Source organism: Mycobacterium asiaticum DSM 44297 (genome assembly GCF_000613245.1).
Taxonomy (GTDB): Bacteria; Actinomycetota; Actinomycetes; order Mycobacteriales; family Mycobacteriaceae; genus Mycobacterium; species Mycobacterium asiaticum.
This window is the reverse complement of sequence record NZ_HG964936.1, coordinates 1,381,142-1,397,434: the sequence shown is the minus strand read 5'-3', so window position 1 is coordinate 1,397,434 and position 16,293 is coordinate 1,381,142. Positions and strand designations below refer to the sequence as shown.

At 67.6% G+C, this 16,293-nt stretch carries 16 protein-coding genes; 6 read left to right on the top strand and 10 right to left on the bottom strand.

What is annotated here, in order from left to right:
- Position 1: 1 nt before the first annotated feature.
- Together BN972_RS06730 and BN972_RS06725 are read left to right on the top strand one after the other, a co-directional pair.
- Positions 2-1,336 (top strand): cryptochrome/photolyase family protein, encoded by a 1,335-nt coding sequence (locus tag BN972_RS06730; protein ID WP_036354297.1) that lies wholly within the window; start codon positions 2-4, stop codon positions 1,334-1,336.
- Between the two features lie 110 nt (positions 1,337-1,446).
- Positions 1,447-1,782 (top strand): DUF4333 domain-containing protein, encoded by a 336-nt coding sequence (locus BN972_RS06725; RefSeq protein WP_051545104.1) that lies wholly within the window; start codon positions 1,447-1,449, stop codon positions 1,780-1,782.
- Between the two features lie 40 nt (positions 1,783-1,822).
- Here the strand turns inward: BN972_RS06725 and BN972_RS06720 are convergent, their stop codons facing one another.
- Positions 1,823-2,569, bottom strand: a complete 747-nt coding sequence (locus tag BN972_RS06720) for an acyltransferase (RefSeq protein ID WP_036354295.1) — start codon at positions 2,567-2,569, stop codon at positions 1,823-1,825.
- 79 nt (positions 2,570-2,648) lie between these two features.
- Here BN972_RS06720 and BN972_RS06715 point away from each other — a divergent pair, with 79 nt between their 5' ends.
- Positions 2,649-3,965 carry an outer membrane protein assembly factor BamB family protein gene (locus BN972_RS06715; RefSeq protein WP_051545103.1) on the top strand — a complete coding sequence of 439 codons (1,317 nt, stop codon included), beginning with the start codon at positions 2,649-2,651 and terminating at the stop codon, positions 3,963-3,965.
- A 3-nt stretch (positions 3,966-3,968) separates the two neighbouring features.
- Here BN972_RS06715 and BN972_RS06710 read toward each other — a convergent pair whose 3' ends face one another.
- The 8 genes from BN972_RS06710 to ctaD all read right to left on the bottom strand — a co-directional run bounded on the left by BN972_RS06710 (position 3,969) and on the right by ctaD (position 12,415).
- Positions 3,969-4,661, bottom strand: coding sequence for an esterase (locus tag BN972_RS06710; RefSeq protein WP_036354292.1), 693 nt, complete (start codon positions 4,659-4,661; stop codon positions 3,969-3,971).
- A gap of 82 nt (positions 4,662-4,743) precedes the next feature.
- A complete protein-coding gene (locus tag BN972_RS06705; RefSeq protein ID WP_080696798.1) occupies positions 4,744-5,976 on the bottom strand; it encodes a THUMP-like domain-containing protein in 1,233 nt (410 codons plus the stop codon).
- Entirely contained in the window at positions 5,934-6,917 is a 984-nt protein-coding gene (locus tag BN972_RS06700) for a class I SAM-dependent methyltransferase (RefSeq protein WP_036356799.1), read from the bottom strand. Before BN972_RS06700 ends, BN972_RS06705 begins: the two co-directional genes overlap by 43 nt.
- A 10-nt stretch (positions 6,918-6,927) precedes the next feature.
- Positions 6,928-7,695: an enoyl-CoA hydratase gene (locus BN972_RS06695; RefSeq protein WP_036354285.1), complete on the bottom strand. Its 768-nt coding sequence runs from the start codon at positions 7,693-7,695 to the stop codon at positions 6,928-6,930.
- Between the two features lies 1 nt (position 7,696).
- Positions 7,697-8,515 (bottom strand): NUDIX hydrolase, encoded by an 819-nt coding sequence (locus BN972_RS06690; protein WP_036354282.1) that lies wholly within the window; start codon positions 8,513-8,515, stop codon positions 7,697-7,699.
- The gene (locus BN972_RS06685) at positions 8,512-9,363 is read right to left on the bottom strand and encodes an ABC transporter ATP-binding protein (protein WP_080696717.1); all 852 of its coding nucleotides are present in this window, start codon (positions 9,361-9,363) and stop codon (positions 8,512-8,514) included. Before BN972_RS06685 ends, BN972_RS06690 begins: the two co-directional genes overlap by 4 nt.
- Positions 9,364-9,406: 43 nt before the next feature.
- Positions 9,407-10,642: a phosphoserine phosphatase SerB gene (gene serB / locus BN972_RS06680; RefSeq protein ID WP_036354280.1), complete on the bottom strand. Its 1,236-nt coding sequence runs from the start codon at positions 10,640-10,642 to the stop codon at positions 9,407-9,409.
- A gap of 12 nt (positions 10,643-10,654) precedes the next feature.
- The gene (gene ctaD, locus BN972_RS06675; protein ID WP_036356792.1) at positions 10,655-12,415 is read right to left on the bottom strand and encodes an aa3-type cytochrome oxidase subunit I; all 1,761 of its coding nucleotides are present in this window, start codon (positions 12,413-12,415) and stop codon (positions 10,655-10,657) included.
- A 201-nt stretch (positions 12,416-12,616) separates the two neighbouring features.
- Between ctaD and BN972_RS06670 the strand changes: the two genes are divergently transcribed.
- Complete coding sequence (locus tag BN972_RS06670) at positions 12,617-13,693, top strand: iron-siderophore ABC transporter substrate-binding protein (protein ID WP_036354277.1); 1,077 nt, start codon at positions 12,617-12,619, stop codon at positions 13,691-13,693.
- 89 nt (positions 13,694-13,782) lie between these two features.
- Complete coding sequence (locus BN972_RS06665; protein ID WP_036354274.1) at positions 13,783-14,823, top strand: NAD(P)-dependent alcohol dehydrogenase; 1,041 nt, start codon at positions 13,783-13,785, stop codon at positions 14,821-14,823.
- Here BN972_RS06665 and BN972_RS06660 read toward each other — a convergent pair.
- The gene (locus BN972_RS06660; RefSeq protein WP_036356787.1) at positions 14,812-15,147 is read right to left on the bottom strand and encodes a DUF3349 domain-containing protein; all 336 of its coding nucleotides are present in this window, start codon (positions 15,145-15,147) and stop codon (positions 14,812-14,814) included. The two genes, BN972_RS06665 and BN972_RS06660, sit on opposite strands and share 12 nt — an antisense overlap.
- Before the next feature lie 250 nt (positions 15,148-15,397).
- On the opposite strand from BN972_RS06660, the gene BN972_RS06655 reads away from it, so the two are divergent.
- On the top strand, positions 15,398-16,293 hold an 896-nt coding region (locus tag BN972_RS06655; RefSeq protein WP_148305387.1), incomplete at its 3' end, for a PE family protein.

The following is a 16,293-nucleotide window of genomic DNA, read 5'->3' as shown; positions in this document are numbered from 1 at the left end:
CATGCCGTCGCTCTTGTGGTTTCGCCGTGATCTGCGACTGCGCGACCATCCGGCCCTGGTCGCCGCGGCAGAGAGCGACCAGGACGTGCTGGCCTGCTTCGTGCTCGATCCGCGGCTCGAAGCCTCGTCGGGAGCGCGGCGGTTGCAGTTTCTCGGCGACTCGCTGCGTCAACTCAACAGCGATCTCGACGGTCGCCTGCTGGTCACCCGCGGTCGTCCCGAACAACGAATTCCACAACTTGCCAGGGCAATCGGTGCGTCATCGGTTCACATTTCGGAGGATTTCGCGCCATTTGGGCGGCGCCGCGACGAGCGGGTACGGGAAATGCTCGGTGCGGTACCGCTGGTGGCGACGGGATCGCCGTATCTGGTCTCACCGGGCCGGGTCACCAAGGACGACGACACTCCGTACAAAGTCTTCACCCCGTTCTTCAGGCGGTGGCGCGAAGTCGGCTGGCGGGCTCCGGCACAGTCCGGCGCTGAGACGGCCCGCTGGCTCGACCCGGCGGATGTGTCGGTTCAGCGGTGTGAAATACCCGACCCGGGCGCCACACTCGACCTCGCTGCCGGTGAGGAAGCGGCCCATTCGGAGTGGGAAGCCTTCGTCCACGACGCCCTGCAGCGCTACGCCGCAGACCGCAACCGGCCGGACCTGTCGGGCACCAGCCGGATGTCGGCGCACTTGAAGTTCGGCACCATTCATCCGCGGACCCTGGTTTCGGATCTGAACCTGCGGCAGCGCAGCGACGCGGCGTATCTGCGCGAGTTGGCTTTTCGCGACTTCTATGCCGCAGTCCTGCATTACTGGCCCGCCAGCGACTGGTGGAACTTCAACCGCAACTTCGACTCCATCGAAACCGACACCGACGCCGCGGCCGAACGCCGCTTCCAGGCCTGGAAAGCAGGCGAGACCGGCTATCCCATCGTCGATGCCGGGATGCGACAGCTGCGCGAAATCGGTTTCATGCACAACCGGGTCCGCATGATCGTCGCCTCGTTCCTGGTCAAAGACCTTCACCTGCCCTGGCAGTGGGGCGCACGCTGGTTCCTGGAACAGCTCGTCGACGGCGACATGGCCAACAACCAGCACGGCTGGCAATGGTGCGCGGGTTCCGGGACCGACGCCGCGCCGTATTTCCGGGTGTTCAACCCCCTCACCCAGGGCGAAAAGTTCGACCCCGCAGGCGATTACATCCGCCGTTGGGTTCCGCAGTTGCGCGACGCGCACGACCCGCATCTGCGCAAGGGCGACCGTCCGCCGGGATATCCCGAGCCGATCGTCGACCACGCCGCGCAGCGGTCCGAGGCGCTACGCCGCTACGGCAACATCGGCTGAAATCGCCGTCGCTGCGGCGACCATTTCGATTTCTGGATTTCGCCTTCGCAAAATCGCGCGGCGTGCCATTATCAGCAAACTTCAGGTCTCAACGCCAGAAAGGTGGCGATATGGCCCGCATGATTCGAACGTTGCTTGTTCCGGTTGCCGCCGCCGGCGTGATTGCTGGTGCCGGCGGGTGCCACTTCTCCTTCAACGCTGATTCATCCCACAGCGTGAGCAAGAACGATGTCGCAGCGCAGATCAAAGCGAAGATGACAGACGTGAATGGCAACAAGCCCGATTCGGTCAAGTGCCCGGGCAACCTGCCGGCCAAGGTGGGAGCGGAGTTGACCTGCGAGATGAAGATCAACGAGGTGAAATACAACGTCAAAGTCACCGTGACCAGCGTCGAGGGCAAAGACGTCAAGTTTGACATGGTCAAGCAGATGGCGAAGGATTCCTAGCCGCCTCACGCCGCCGGCGGTCAGCGGATGCGGCCCAGGGTCACGGGGTTTGGTTGGCCGCCTTCTTGCGTTCGATGTCGGCCAGCGCGGCGGCCAGTTCGGCGCGCTGGGCCGCCGACGTCTCCCAGGACAGCTTGCGGTTCTTGACCACCTTGGCCGGTGCCCCGACCGCGATCGAATAGTCCGGCACGACACCGCGGACCACGGCGTGCGAGCCCAGCACACAACCCCGTCCCACGGATGTGCCGCGCAGCACCGAAACCTTCACTCCGATCCAAGTGTCGGGTCCGATACGCACCGGCGACTTGACGATGCCCTGATCCTTGATCGGCAGCGTGATGTCGTCCATCCGGTGGTCGAAGTCGCACACGTAGCACCAGTCGGCCATCAACGCCGAGTCGCCGAGTTCGATATCCAGGTAGCAGTTGATGACGTTGTCGCGACCCAGGACCACCTTGTCGCCGAACCGCAGCGAGCCCTCGTGGGCGCGGATGGTGTTCTTGTCGCCGATGTGCACCCAGCGCCCGATCTCGAGCTGCGCCAGTTCGGGCGTGCAGTGAATCTCGACGCCCTTGCCCAGGAACACCATGCCGCGGGTGATGATGTGCGGGTTCTGCAGCTTGAACTTCAGCAACCGCCAATACCGCACCAGGTACCACGGTGTGTACGCCTTGTTGCGCAGCACCCACCTCAGCGACGCCAAGGTCAGGAACTTGGCCTGGCGCGGGTCCCGGAGTCGCCCGCCACGCCACCGGGTATGGAGCGGAGCACCCCACATGCTCGTCATGGCGAAAAGCCTACCGGCGGGCAATCGGCGTTCAGCTACGGGCGGCGGGTTACCCTCACCTGTACTTGATCGCTGCTCGATGAAGACTCGAACCAGAGAGGAAAGCGTGTTCGCGCGACGTCTCCTGGCGGCCGTTTCGGTGGCTGCGCTCACGGTTGGCATCGGTGCTTGCGGCAACACGGATTCCTGGGTGGATGCGGCGCCGGCAGAGGGCTGGCCGGCGCAGTACGGCGACGCGTCCAACAGCGGATACACCGCGGCCACGGGCGCCAGCAAGCTCAAGCTGCAGTGGACGCGCTCGACGAAAGGAACCCTGGGGTCCGGGCCCGCCTTGGGTGCCCGCGGTTATCTCGCGCTCAACGCGCAAACCCCGGCCGGCTGCTCCTTCATGCAGTGGGAGAGCGGCAATGGCCGGCAACGCTGGTGCACCCGCCTGGTCCAGGGCGGCGGCTTCGGTGGCCCGCTGTTCGACCGCTTCGACAACATCTACGTCGGGCAGCCGGGCGCGATCATCTCTTTCCCCACGACGCAGTGGACCCGCTGGCGCAAGCCGGTCATCGGCATGCCGACGACTCCGCGTTTCTTGGGTGACGGCCACCTGCTGGTGAGCACGCACCTGGGGCAGATGCTGGTGTTCGACACCCACCGCGGCGCGGTGGTCGGCACGGCCCTGGACCTGGTGGACGGTGTCGACCCCGCCGACGCGACCCGTGGGCTGGCCGACTGCGCGGCGGCCCGGCCGGGTTGCCCGGTCGCGGCGGCACCCGCGTTCTCGGAGTCCAGCGCGACCGCGGTGGTCAGCGTGTGGCAACCCGGGGCGCCGGCCGCCGGCCTGGTCGGACTCAAGTACCGCGGCGGACAACTGGCCCGGGAGTGGACCAGCGACGCCGTCACCGCCGGTGTGCTGGCCAGCCCGGTGCTGTCCGCCGACGGGGGCACGGTTTACGTGAACGGCCGCGATCAACGGCTGTGGGCCCTGCAAGCGACCGACGGCAAGGTGAAATGGTCTGCGCCGCTTGGCTTTACCGCGCAGACCCCGCCCGCGGTCACCCCACAGGGGCTGGTGGTGTCCGGCGGCGGCCCCGACACCCGTCTGGCGGCTTTCCGGGATGCCGGTAACCACGCCGATCCGGCCTGGCGACGCGACGACGTAACGCCGTTGTCGTCGGCGACGTTAGCCGGGTCCGGTGTCGGTTATGCCCTGGTTGCCCTTCCCCCGCAGAACGGCGGCCCCGGCATGTCTTTGCTTGTCTTCGACACGAAAGACGGGCATACCGTCAACAGTTATCCGCTTCCGGCGGCCACCGGAACCGCGGTCGGGGTGTCACTCGGCAAAGATCGGCGGGTGGTTGCCGTCACCGGCGACGGGCAGATCTACACCTTCGATCAGGAGTAGGCGCTACACGGCCAGCGGCGGGAGCGAGCTGCGCGGCACCTGGACCTGAGTGGCACCGGCGAACGACGGCAGCAGCTCGCCCTGGGCGAAGTAGAAGATCAGCGCATCGTCGGTGATGGCGAAGTTCTGGTAGTTGGTCGGGTCGTGGCCCGCCCCCGGGGAGATCGCCACGCCCAGCCCGCTCTGGTGTTCCAGTTCGCGCTGCACGATCGGATAGATGGTGTCCAGTGGGTTGGTGTTCGGCGCAAACAGATTGTCGAAGGTGATGGGCTGCTTGCTGGCCAAGTTGTAATTGAAGGCCTTGTACCAGTTGGATGGGCGAGCCCCGCCGAGGTCCTGGAAGAACTTGAGCACCACGCTGCGGGTGCGCGGTGGTTGCCCAGAGGTGTGTTGTTCGTTGGTGGCGTCCATCTGGTAGGGCTGGTCACGCCGTCCTGATCCCTGTGCCACGTTGACGAACCCGTCACGGTTCTGGGTGATGTAGTCGGTCAGTGCCTGCTGGTCGGGGTAGTCGACCGGAAACGTGATGTCGAGGGTGTAGGTGGTGCTGGACTGGTGGATGTGGCAGATCTGCCCGGCTTCGACGGATCCGCCGATGCCGGCGCACGACGGCGGCACGGCGGTTGCCGTGAAGAAGGCCGGCCAGCCGGTGACGGCCGCACCCATCAGTGCTGCGGCCGCTATCAGATAACGCATCGTTGCTTGTTTCCTTCAATACCCAGCCCACCAAGAATGGCGGTGGCCCCTCATCAGGTAATCGCCGTCAGCGTACCCGGCGTTACCGCGCCGGACGGCAGACGTATGCCACCGCTCGATTGCCGGCCCCGAAGCGGCCGATGCGGGCGATGACCACGGACAGCGACGCACCGCCGCGCAACCGCAGTCGTCGGCGCAGCACGTCCGGATCGACTTGCACACCGCGCACCAGGATCTCCAGCGCGCCGCAGTCCAGCGCAGCCAGCGCGTGCCGCAGACGCCGCTCGTCGAAGGGCAGTTGCTCGAGGACTTCGAAACCGCGCACTCCGGCGGGCAGCCGGTCACCGGACAGGTAGGCAATCTCGGGGTCCAGTTGCCAGAGTCCGTGGCGGGAGCCGTAATGGCGCACCAGCCCCGCCCGCACCACGGCTCCGTCGGGGTCGACGATCCACCGTCCGGGGGGCCTCGTCGGGCAGTCGTCTGGCTCGGCGTCGGTGATCTGCTCGTCCTGATCCAGCACGCTGGCCCGCCGTCGCACCCCTGGCACAGTTAGGCCGGCCGACCACAGGCAAGCCTCCCGCACCGAGCCGCGGTAGGACGTCACCTCGATCTCTGCATCGAATCCCAGTCGGTTGAGCTGATCGAAATCGATTCCCGGAGAGCATTTCACGGCCACATCGCGGCCGCGGTAGCAATCCAGCAGCGGGCCGAGCGCGGGCTGGTAGTCGGCCGGGTGGAAGCGGCGGCGGCCGCCACTGCGCCGGGCCGGGTCCGCGACGACGACGGCGTCGCGGGTCACCGGATGCAGCGCGTCGGCGCGGCACAGCTCGACGGTGCCGGCCAGGTTGTGCTGCGCCATCGCCAGCCGGACGGGGTCGAGGTCGCTGCCGATCACCCGCGCCGCCGAGCCCCGCAAAGCGGCCGACTCGGTGCCGATCGAACAGGTCGCGTCGTGCACCACCCGACCGGCAAGCCGGGCGGCGCGGTGCAACGCCACCGGTCCGGCGGTGGCCTGCTGCAGCGCCTCATCGGTGAACAGCCACCGGGAAACGTCGCCCAGGCCGCCCAATTTGTCCGCGGCCTTGCGGCGCAACAGCGTCGTCTCCACCAGGACCGCGGCCCGGTCGCCGAACCTGTCGCGCACGAGGCCGACGTCGGCGATCCTGGTGGCGTCGCTCAGTTCGAATCCGGCGACCGCCGCAAGCGCCGCGGCGCCAGGAGCCGAGCGCAGATATCGGACGTCGGCGGCGCTGAACCGTAGCCCGCTAGCACTCAGGAGGGCTTGACCCCGGTGACCATCACGTTGTAGAACCAGCCCTTCGGCGCGACGTGGCGCCAGACGTTGGCATCCACCCAGCTCAGCGCCTTCCAGCCATTGAATGCGAACCGCGCCCAACCCCAACCGAGACGGCCGGGCGGCACCGAGGCTTCAAAGGTTCGCACCGGCCAGCCGAACATGGCGGCGGTGAATTCCTCGCTGGCCGTTTCCACCTCCACCGCGCCGGCGTTGGTGGCCATCCGCTCCAGATCACCGGGGGTGAACGTGTGCAGGTCGACGACGGCTTCCAGCGCGGCGGCGCGGGACGACTCGTCGAGCTCCTCCTGCGGCCGGCGCCAGCTCGCCAGGCCGGGCAGCTTGGTGACGTTGGTGGCGACCCGCCAGGTCAGGGTGGACAGGCCTCGTGCGTAGACATTTCCGGCGCTGGTCGGCTCACCGGCGAAGACGAACCGGCCGCCGGGCTTGAGGACCCTGATCACCTCGCGCAGCGACAGCTCGACGTCGGGGATGTGGTGCAGCACGGCGTGCCCTACCACCAGGTCGAAGGTGTCGTCCTCGTATGGGATGCCTTCGGCATCGGCGACCCGGCCGTCGATGTCCAGGCCCAGCGACTGCCCGTTGCGGGTGGCGACCTTGACCATGCCCGGCGACAGATCGGTCACCGAGCCGCGGCGCGCGACCCCCGCCTGGATCAAATTGAGCAGGAAGAAGCCCGTGCCGCAGCCCAGCTCCAGCGCGCGGTCGTAGGGCAGTTCCCGGAGTACCTTGTCGGGCACGATCGCGTCGAAACGGCCGCGGGCGTAGTCCACGCAGCGCTGGTCGTAGGAGATCGACCACTTTTCGTCGTAATTCTCGGCTTCCCAGTCGTGATAGAGCACCTGGGCGAGCTTGCTGTCGTGCCTGGCCGCTTCGACTTCCTCGGCGGTGGCGTGCGGGTTGGGAGCCGCGTCTGCGGGGATCTCAGTACTCCTCGTCATGCAGGGCAGCCTAACCGCCGTGCCGGCCGCCTTCCGCATGACCGCCTTGACCGGCGGCGAAGACGTCGACGTAGCGGCGGATCTCGGCGGCGAGCCGCTCGGGGTCAGCGCCGTCGCCGGCTGAGGCGTTTATTGCGGCCTTGGCGGCGGCCAACGCGTGCGCCGGTCCGTCCAGGAAGCGCCGGGCCCAGTTCGCCGCCGCGTCGTAGACGTCGTCCGGTGCCACCATGTCGTCGATCAACCCCAGTGCGAGCGCCTCCTCGGCGTCGAAGAAGCGCCCGCTGAACACCAGCTCCTTGGCCCGGCTCGCACCGACCGCGTGGGTAAGCCGGGCCATGCCGCCGCCGCCGGGGATCAGACCGGCCAGGATCTCGGTAGCCCCGAACTTCACGTTGTCGCCGCTGACGCGCCAGTCGGCGGCCAGCGCCAGCGTCAATCCCGCCCCCAGCGCATATCCGGTGATGGCCGCCACCGTCGGCTTCGGGATCGCGGCCACCGCGTCGATGGCCTCGCGACGCGCCCGGGCCGCGGTCCCCGCTTCCGCGGCGGTCAGTGTTCGCAGCTCGGGCATGTCGTCCCCGGCCGAGAAGATTTCGTGGCCGCCGAACAGGATCACCGCGGCGACGTCCTCGCGACGGCCCAATTCCTCTGCGGCCGAGACGATTTCGCGGTACACCTGGCGCGTCATCGCGTTGGTGGGCGAGCGCGAAAGCAGCAGCATGGCCAGCCCGGGGTCCTGGGTGCCGTCGCTGACGACGACGCTGACGAACTCACTCACTTCACAGGGGCCAGTCCATGGCGCCGCCCGCTTCCCGCGCGCGGTGGTAGCGGTCCGAATCGAAGAACTCGAACACCCAGTTGTCGCCGCGCTTCTCCAGGATCGGCTGCACCGGCGCGATCTGGCGCTCGACGGCCATCACGTCGGCGACCGTGCGTCCCACCAGCGAGTCCAGCTGGGTCCACGTAGGCGGTAGCAGGACGTTGCGCCCGGCCTCGAAATCGTCGATGGCATCCTGCGGCAACGCCCAACCGGAACGGTCGGATTCGGTGTTGTCACCGTCGGCCCGCTGGCCCTCCGGCAGCGCCCCCACAAAGAAATAGGTGTCGTAGCGGCGGGTGCGCTCGGCTTCTGGGGTGACCCAGTTCGCCCACGGGCGCAGCAGATCGGAGCGCAACACCAGTCTTTCGGTCTGCAGGAAGTCCGCAAAGGACAAGGTGTGGTCGGCGAGCGCCCGGCGCGCGTCGGCGTAAACCGACGCGTCGCCGACAATGCTTTCCGGGTCATCAGCGGGCCCGGCGAACAGCACCCCGGACTCCTCGAAGGTCTCCCGCGCCGCGGCGCAGACCAGTGCGGTGGCCAGGTCGGTCTCGATGCCGAACCGCCGCGCCCACCACTGTGGTGGCGGCCCGGCCCACGCGATATCGGCGTTGCGGTCCCGGTCGTCGACGCCACCGCCGGGGAACACGATCACCCCCGGCGCGAACTCCATCTGCGAGTGCCGGCGCATCAGGAACAGCGCGATGCCCGACGGGGTGTCGCGCACCAGCATCACGGTCGCGGCCGGCCGTGGTGTCAGGGGTACTTCGGTGCCGTTCATGCCTGCCTCCGGTGAGCGGCGCGGCTGCGCACCCGCCGCGCGAAGTAGCGGCCGTCGACGACATCCAGCGCGATCCGCTGCCCGAACGCCGCCGAAAGGTTCTCGGCGGTCAGCACGTCGGGCAGCAGACCCGAGGCCACCACCTTGGCCTCTGACAGCAGCAGGCAATGGCTGAAGCCCGGCGGCACCTCCTCGACGTGGTGGGTGACCAGTACCAGCGCCGGGGCGTCGGGGTCGGCGGCGAGGTCGGCCAGCCGGGCCACCAGTTCCTCGCGGCCACCGAGATCCAGGCCGGCGGCGGGTTCGTCGAGCAGCAGCAGTTCGGGGTCGGTCATCAGCGCCCGGGCGATCAGCACCCGCTTGCGTTCACCCTCGGACAGGGTGCCGTAGGTGCGGTCGGCCAGGTGCTCGGCGCCCAGGCTCTCCAGCATGTCGACCGCGCGCCGGTAGTCGATGTCCTCGTAGCGCTCGCGCCACCGGCCCAGCACCGAATAACCGGCCGAGACAACCAGATCCCGCACCAGCTCGTCGCTGGGCACCCGCTGCGCGAGCGCCGAGGAGCTCAGCCCAATGCGGGACCGCAGCTCGGCGACGTCGACCCGGCCCAGCCGCTCCCCCAGTACGAAGGCGACACCCGAGGACGGGTGTTCGGAGGCGGCGGCAATGCGCAGCAGCGACGTCTTGCCGGCCCCGTTGGGGCCGATGATCACCCAGCGTTCGTCGAGTTCCACGGCCCAGTCCAGCGGGCCAACCAGGGTGCGTCCGCCACGGCGCAGCGAGACGTTTCGGAAGTCGATCAGCAGGTCGGGATCGGCCTCGTGTTCAACCACCCGACCATCGTGCCGCATGCCCTGCGAGCGGGAGGTACCGCCCCACTGGCGAGCAGACGCTCTAGTCAGCCGGGATCTCGACGCGGCGCACCACGCCGTCGACGGCGTCGGCGGCCTCGATCTCGCCGCGGGTGACGCCCAGCAGAAACAGCACGGTGTCCAGGTAGGGATGGCTCAATGACGCGTCGGCGACCTCACGCAACGCGGGTTTGGCGTTGAACGCCACCCCCATGCCGGCGGCGGTCAGCATGTCGATGTCGTTGGCGCCGTCACCGACCGCAACGGTCTGCTCCATCGGCACCCCGTACTGCTCGGCGAAGGCCCGCAGCGCGGCGGCTTTGCCGGGCCGGTCCACGATGGGTCCGGTCACCCGCCCGGTAAGCCTGCCGTCGACGATCTCCAGTTCGTTGGCGGCGACGAAATCGAGCTTCAGTTCCTCGGCAAGCGGCTCGATGATCCGCCGGAAACCACCGGAGACCACGCCGCAACGAAAACCCAAGCGCTGCAACGTACGTAGCGTGGTGCGGGCACCGGGCATCAACTCCAACTGTTCGGCGACCTCATCAATCACCGACGCGGGCAGTCCGGCCAGGGTGGCGACCCGCTGCTCCAGCGACTCCGCGAAGTCCAGTTCGCCGCGCATCGCGGCCTCGGTGATGGCCGCTACCTGCCCCTCGGCGCCGGCGCGGGCCGCCAGCATCTCGATGACCTCGCCCTGGACAAGCGTCGAGTCGACGTCGAACACGATGAGCCGTTTGGTGCGCCACGCCAGCCCGAAGTCCTCGACGGCCACGTCGACGTGTTCGTCGGCCGCAACCTTGGTCAGCGCGATCTGCAGCGGCCGGTATGCGTCCGCGGGCACCGAGACGCGCAGCTCCAGTCCGGTCACCGGGTAATCGGAAACACCGCGGATGACGTCGATGTTGACCCCGAGCGCGGCCGCCTCCCTGGCCACCGCGCCGAACGCGCCCGCAGTGATCGGCCGGCCCAGCACCACGATGGTGTGGGTCGAGGGTTTGCTGATGATCGGCACGTCGTCGCTGCGCTCGACCGTGACGTCCAGACCCATCGCGTGGATGGCGGCCTCGACGTCGTCGCTCAGCGCGGTCCCCTCGGCGAGTTCTGCTGCGCAGGACACCAATACGCCCAGGGTCAGTCGGCCACGGATCACCACCTGCTCGACGTTGAGCAGCTCGACGCCGTGCTTGGAGAGAACCTCGAAAAGCGCTGAGGTCACACCTGGTCGGTCGACACCGGTGACAGTGATCAGCACCGACACCTTGGCTGAGGAGGTCACCCCAGGTTGCCGCTACTGCTCACTAGTCGCGCGATCCGCCTCAGTCCGTGGACCGAATCCCTTCGGCGACTCGCCCGCTGTGGCGTGGCGCCCGATGTGCGCTTCGTCGCGCATCCGTTCCACCATGTGCGGGTAGTGCAGTTCGAACGCCGGGCGCTCCGAACGGATCCGGGGCAGCTCGGTGAAGTTGTGCCGCGGCGGCGGGCAACTGGTTGCCCATTCCAGCGAGTTGCCGTAACCCCACGGGTCGTCGACCGTCACCACCTCGCCGTAGCGCCAGCTCTTGAAGACGTTCCACACGAACGGGAACATCGACGCTCCCAGGATGAACGCCCCGATCGTCGAGACGATGTTCAGGCCCTGGAAGCCGTCACTGGGCAGGTAGTCGGCGTAGCGGCGCGGCATTCCCTCGTCACCCAGCCAGTGCTGCACCAGGAAGGTGGTGTGGAACCCGATGAACGTCAACCAGAAGTGCAGCTTGCCCAGCCGTTCGTCAAGCAACCGGCCGGTCATCTTGGGGAACCAGAAGTAGATCCCGGCGTAGGTCGCGAACACGATCGTGCCGAAGAGCACGTAATGGAAGTGTGCGACGACGAAGTAGCTGTCGGTGACGTGGAAGTCCAGCGGCGGGCTGGCCAGCAGCACACCGGTCAGGCCGCCCAGCAGGAAGGTCAGCAGGAAGCCGACCGAGAACAGCATCGGCGTCTCGAAGGTCAACTGCCCCTTCCACATTGTCCCGATCCAGTTGAAGAACTTGATCCCGGTCGGCACCGCGATGAGGTACGTCATGAACGAGAAGAACGGCAGCAGAACGGCCCCGGTGGCGAACATGTGGTGTGCCCACACCGCCACCGACAACGCGGCGATCGCCAGCGTCGCGTACACCAGGGTCGTGTAGCCGAAGATCGGCTTGCGGGAGAACACCGGGAACACTTCGGTGACGATGCCGAAGAACGGCAGCGCGATGATGTACACCTCGGGGTGGCCGAAGAACCAGAACAGGTGCTGCCACAACAGGACTCCGCCGTTGGCCGGGTCATAGACGTGCGCCCCCAGGTGCCGGTCGGCGGCCAGTCCGAACAGCGCGGCCGTCAGCAGCGGGAAGGCGATCAGCACCAGGATCGACGTCACCAGGATGTTCCAGGTGAAGATCGGCATCCGGAACATCGTCATGCCGGGCGCGCGCATGCACACCACGGTGGTGATCATGTTGACCGCACCCAGGATGGTGCCCAGACCGGCGACCACCAGGCCCATGATCCACAGGTCCCCGCCGGGGCCGGGCGAGTGGATCGCGTCGGTCAGCGGGGTGTAGGCGGTCCAACCGAAGTCGGCGGCGCCGCCGGGAGTGATGAAGCCGGCCATACCGATGGTGGCGCCGAACAGGAACAGCCAGAACGAGAATGCGTTCAACCGCGGGAACGCGACGTCGGGCGCGCCGATCTGCAGCGGCAGGACCAGGTTCGCGAAACCGAACACGATCGGCGTCGCGTAGAACAGCAACATGATCGTGCCGTGCATGGTGAACAGCTGGTTGTACTGCTCATTGGACAGGAACTGCAGGCCGGGCGCGGCGAGCTCGCTGCGCATCAGCAACGCCAGCAGGCCGCCGACGAAGAAGAACACGAAGCAGGTGACGCAGTACATGATGCCGATCAGCTTGTGATCGGTCGTGGTGATCAGCTTGTAGACCAGGTTCCCTCGCGGGCCCGTCCGAGCCGGGTACGGACGAACTGCCTCGAGTTCTCCCAAGGGGGGCGCTTCGGCTGTCAACAGCTCCTCCAAACATCCATCCGGACAGGGGCGCAGAACGCGCGCACTTATCCGAATCTTAGCCCGCCATCAGGTCGGCGGAAGGTCTGGTCCTACAAACTGTCGTAATTGTGCCGGACCTGCGGGGGCCTTCAGCAACAGGGGTGGGCGCCCAGTCCCGCTTCACCAGGCTTGAGCTGGCCGGATGTTAACGTCGACCGTGTGCGATCCGGCGGTCTGATTCTCAGCGTGGCCGCCGCGCTGGTACTGACGTGCAGCGCCTGCGGTTCCGACAAAACGGGGTCCTCGTCGACGTTGGTAACCCCGACCACCCAGATCGCCGGCGCCGGCGTCCTGGGTAACGACCGCAAACCCGAGGAGTCGTGCGGGCGGGAGCCGGCCGCGCCCGATCCTGGCCCGCCCACCCGGCCGGCGCGCAACGCCCCCGGTATCACCCCGGACGTTGCGCAGGTGCCCGCCGATCCGCAGCGGATCGTGGTGCTCTCCGGCGACCAGCTCGACGCGCTGTGCGCACTCGGACTGCAGTCGCGGGTCGTCGGGGCGGCGCTGGCCGACGGGTCGTCGGGCCAGCCGTCCTACCTTGGTAAGGCAATTCACGACGTGCCCGGAGTTGGCTCTCGCACCGCCCCGGATCTGAACGCGATCGCGGCCGCCCGCCCGGACCTGATTTTGGGCTCGGCAGCACTCACCCCGTCGCTCTACCCGCAGCTGGCTGCTATCGCCCCGACGGTGTTCACAGCCGCCCCGGGCGCCGCCTGGCAGGACAACCTGCGCGGCGTGGGAGGTGCGACGGCCCGCGGCGGCGCCGCCGATGCCCTGCTCAGCGGGTTCACCCAGCGCGCGGCCGAGGTGGGAGCCAAGCACGACGCGGCCCACTTTCAGGTATCGGTGGTCCAGCTAACTACCAGCACCCTGCGGGTCTACGGGTCCAATAACTTCCCGGCCAGTGTGCTGGCGGCGGTCGGGGTGGACCGGCCAGCATCGCAGCGGTTCACCGACAAGCCGTTCGTCGAGTTCGGCGCCACTGATGCCGACCTGGCCAAGGATGCGGACTTCTCGGCAGCCGACGCCGACATCATCTATGTGTCGTGCGCCTCCCCCGACGCCGCCGAGCGTGCGGCGACGGTTTTGGATAGCGGCCCCTGGCGCAAACTGGGCGCCAACCGCGACAACCGGATCTTTGTGGTCAACGACGAGATCTGGCAAACCGGCGAGGGATTAATCGCCGCCCGCGGCGTGTTGACCGATGTCGGCTGGATCAGCGCGCCGATCAACTAGTGACGGTGCCCACCCGCCCGCGGCTGGCCGGTAACCATTACCTTAGCTAAGCTTTCTTGTAGTACACGCGACCGAAGAGGGATACGTCAATGAGCACCGTCAACGCTTACGCCGCCATGTCGGCGACCGAACCGCTGACCAAGACCACCATCGAGCGCCGCGAACCCGGCCCGCACGACGTGGCCATCGACATCAAGTTCGCCGGCATTTGCCACTCCGACATCCACACCGTCAAAGCCGAATGGGGCGTACCGAACTATCCCGTTGTCCCGGGCCACGAGATCGCCGGTGTGGTTTCCGCGGTCGGCTCGGAGGTGACCAAGCACAAGGTCGGCGACCACGTCGGCGTCGGCTGCATGGTGAACTCGTGCGGGCAGTGCAGCAGCTGTGTGGCCGGGCTGGAGCAGTACTGCAAGAACGGCGCGACCTTCACCTACAACTCGATTGATAAGGACGGCACCTCCACCCAGGGCGGGTACAGCCAGGCGGTCGTCGTCGACGAGAACTTCGTCGTGCGCATCCCCGAATCGTTGCCGTTGGACGCCGCCGCACCTTTGCTGTGCGCGGGCATCACGCTGTTCTCGCCGCTGCGGCACTGGAAGGCCGGAAAGGACACCCGGCTGGCGATCATCGGCCTGGGCGGCCTGGGGCATATGGGCGTGAAACTGGGCGCGGCGATGGGGTGCCAGGTCAGCGTGCTGTCACAGTCGCTGAAGAAGATGGAAGACGGAATACGTTTGGGCGCAAGCAACTACTACGCCACCTCGGATCCGGACACCTTCAAGAAACTGCGCGGCAGTTTCGACCTGATCCTGAACACCGTCTCGGCGAACCTCGATCTGGGCCAGTACCTGAACCTGCTCGACGTCGACGGCACCATGGTCGAACTCGGCATTCCCGAGCACCCGATGGAGGTGCCTGCGTTCGGGCTGGCGCTGGCGCGACGCAGCCTGTCCGGGTCGAACATCGGCGGGATCGCCGAGACCCAGGAGATGCTCGACTTCTGCGCCGAGCACAACGTGACGCCCGAAATCGAGGTCATCGAAGCCGATTACGTCAACGAGGCCTACGAGCGCGTGCTCGCCAGTGACGTGCGGTACCGGTTCGTCATCGATATCTCAACCCTGTGAGGTAGGTGCGTCGTCGGCGTCTATCCCAGCCAGCGGCCACCCGGCCGCGGCCAGGACGCCGGCGACACGCGCAATGTTCTCCGGTCCCGCGTCGTAGTGGGTCACCTCGGAAATGAACTCGGCGATCTCGTCACGTTCGATCACCCCGTCGACGGTGGCGGGTGAGCCCTCGGCGGTGATGTCGCGCACCACCTGCCTGATCTGCTCCTCGGTCAGCGGGGTGTTGCGCAGCAAGGCCAACAGCGGCATTCGGTCCGGACCTGGAACCCCTTCGGGATAACCGGCGCGCAACCACCGCAGCACCGAGGCACAGAACGCGGACACCGAGGCGGCGCTCTTGGAAGCGGACACAGTCACCCGCCTAGTGTCACTGCAAGCGCTTCACCGCGCTACAGCGCGGCCGCAACCTTCGCACAATTCATACGGCGTTCACGCCTGCGTGGCTCGCGGGGCGAAAATCCCTGGTCCGGAAAACGAAATAACCCGGCTAAAGAGGCATACACTCCTCACATCGTTCTCATACCTTTTACAGGTGTATCCAGATGACCGGTGATGAGCAGGTTGGAGGGCGGCGATGACACAAGTGTTTGCGGTCCCGGAGATAATGACGGCCGCAGCGGTCGACGTGGCGAGCATTGGCTCATCGCTGAGAGCGGCCAACGCGGCGGCTTCGGCTTCGACCACCTCGCTGGCGGCCGCCGCCGGCGATGAGGTGTCGGCGGCGATTGCTCTGCTGTTCTCCGAAGAGGGTCGGGCATATCAGGCGCTGAGTGCGCGGGCGGCGGCGTTTGAGGCCCAGTTCATCCAGGGTCTGTGGCAGGCCGGGCTTAGCTATGCCGCCGCCGATGCGGCCAGCGTCTCGCCGTTGCAGACGTTCGAAGATGGCGTGCTGGCGGTGATCAATGCCCCTACAAACCTGTTGTTGGGGACCCCGCTGATCGGTAAGGGCTCGAGTGGGGCGCCCGGGACCGGGCAGAACGGCGGCCCCGGCGGCATCCTGTGGGGCGATGGCGGCGACGGCGGGTCAGGCGCGCCCGGCCAGCCCGGCGGCAGAGGCGGTAACGCCTTCTTATTCGGCAACGGCGGGCAGGGCGGTGCCGGCGGAACGGGCACCACCGGCAGCACAGGCTCGGTGTCCGGCGGGGGCACCAAGGGCGGCAACGGTGGCGCCGGGGGTGCGGGCGGCGCCGGCGGCAATGGGGGGCTGCTGTACGGCAACGGCGGGGCTGGCGGCATCGGCGGCATGGGCGGAACCGGCGGGTCCGGCATCACCCCGACAACCTCGATCAACGGCACAAGCGGCGGCCAAGGCGGCAACGGCGGCGCGGGCGGCGCCGGGGGCCAAGGCTCACCCCTGTCCGGACACGCGGGCGACGGCGGCCAGGGTGGCAGCGGCGGCCAGGGTGGCCAGGGCGGCATCGGCGGCGCAGACACCGGTTCCGGTGGCGGCCATGGTGGCAGCGGCGGCAA

Coding starts and splice junctions, on each gene's coding strand:
- BN972_RS06730 (WP_036354297.1), top strand. CDS start 2: ATGCCGTCGCTCTTGTGGTTTCGCCGTGATCTGCGACTGCGCGACCAT.
- BN972_RS06725 (WP_051545104.1), top strand. CDS start 1,447: ATGGCCCGCATGATTCGAACGTTGCTTGTTCCGGTTGCCGCCGCCGGC.
- BN972_RS06720 (WP_036354295.1), bottom strand. CDS start 2,569: ATGACGAGCATGTGGGGTGCTCCGCTCCATACCCGGTGGCGTGGCGGG.
- BN972_RS06715 (WP_051545103.1), top strand. CDS start 2,649: ATGAAGACTCGAACCAGAGAGGAAAGCGTGTTCGCGCGACGTCTCCTG.
- BN972_RS06710 (WP_036354292.1), bottom strand. CDS start 4,661: ATGCGTTATCTGATAGCGGCCGCAGCACTGATGGGTGCGGCCGTCACC.
- BN972_RS06700 (WP_036356799.1), bottom strand. CDS start 6,917: ATGACGAGGAGTACTGAGATCCCCGCAGACGCGGCTCCCAACCCGCAC.
- BN972_RS06690 (WP_036354282.1), bottom strand. CDS start 8,515: ATGAACGGCACCGAAGTACCCCTGACACCACGGCCGGCCGCGACCGTG.
- BN972_RS06685 (WP_080696717.1), bottom strand. CDS start 9,363: ATGCGGCACGATGGTCGGGTGGTTGAACACGAGGCCGATCCCGACCTG.
- BN972_RS06665 (WP_036354274.1), top strand. CDS start 13,783: ATGAGCACCGTCAACGCTTACGCCGCCATGTCGGCGACCGAACCGCTG.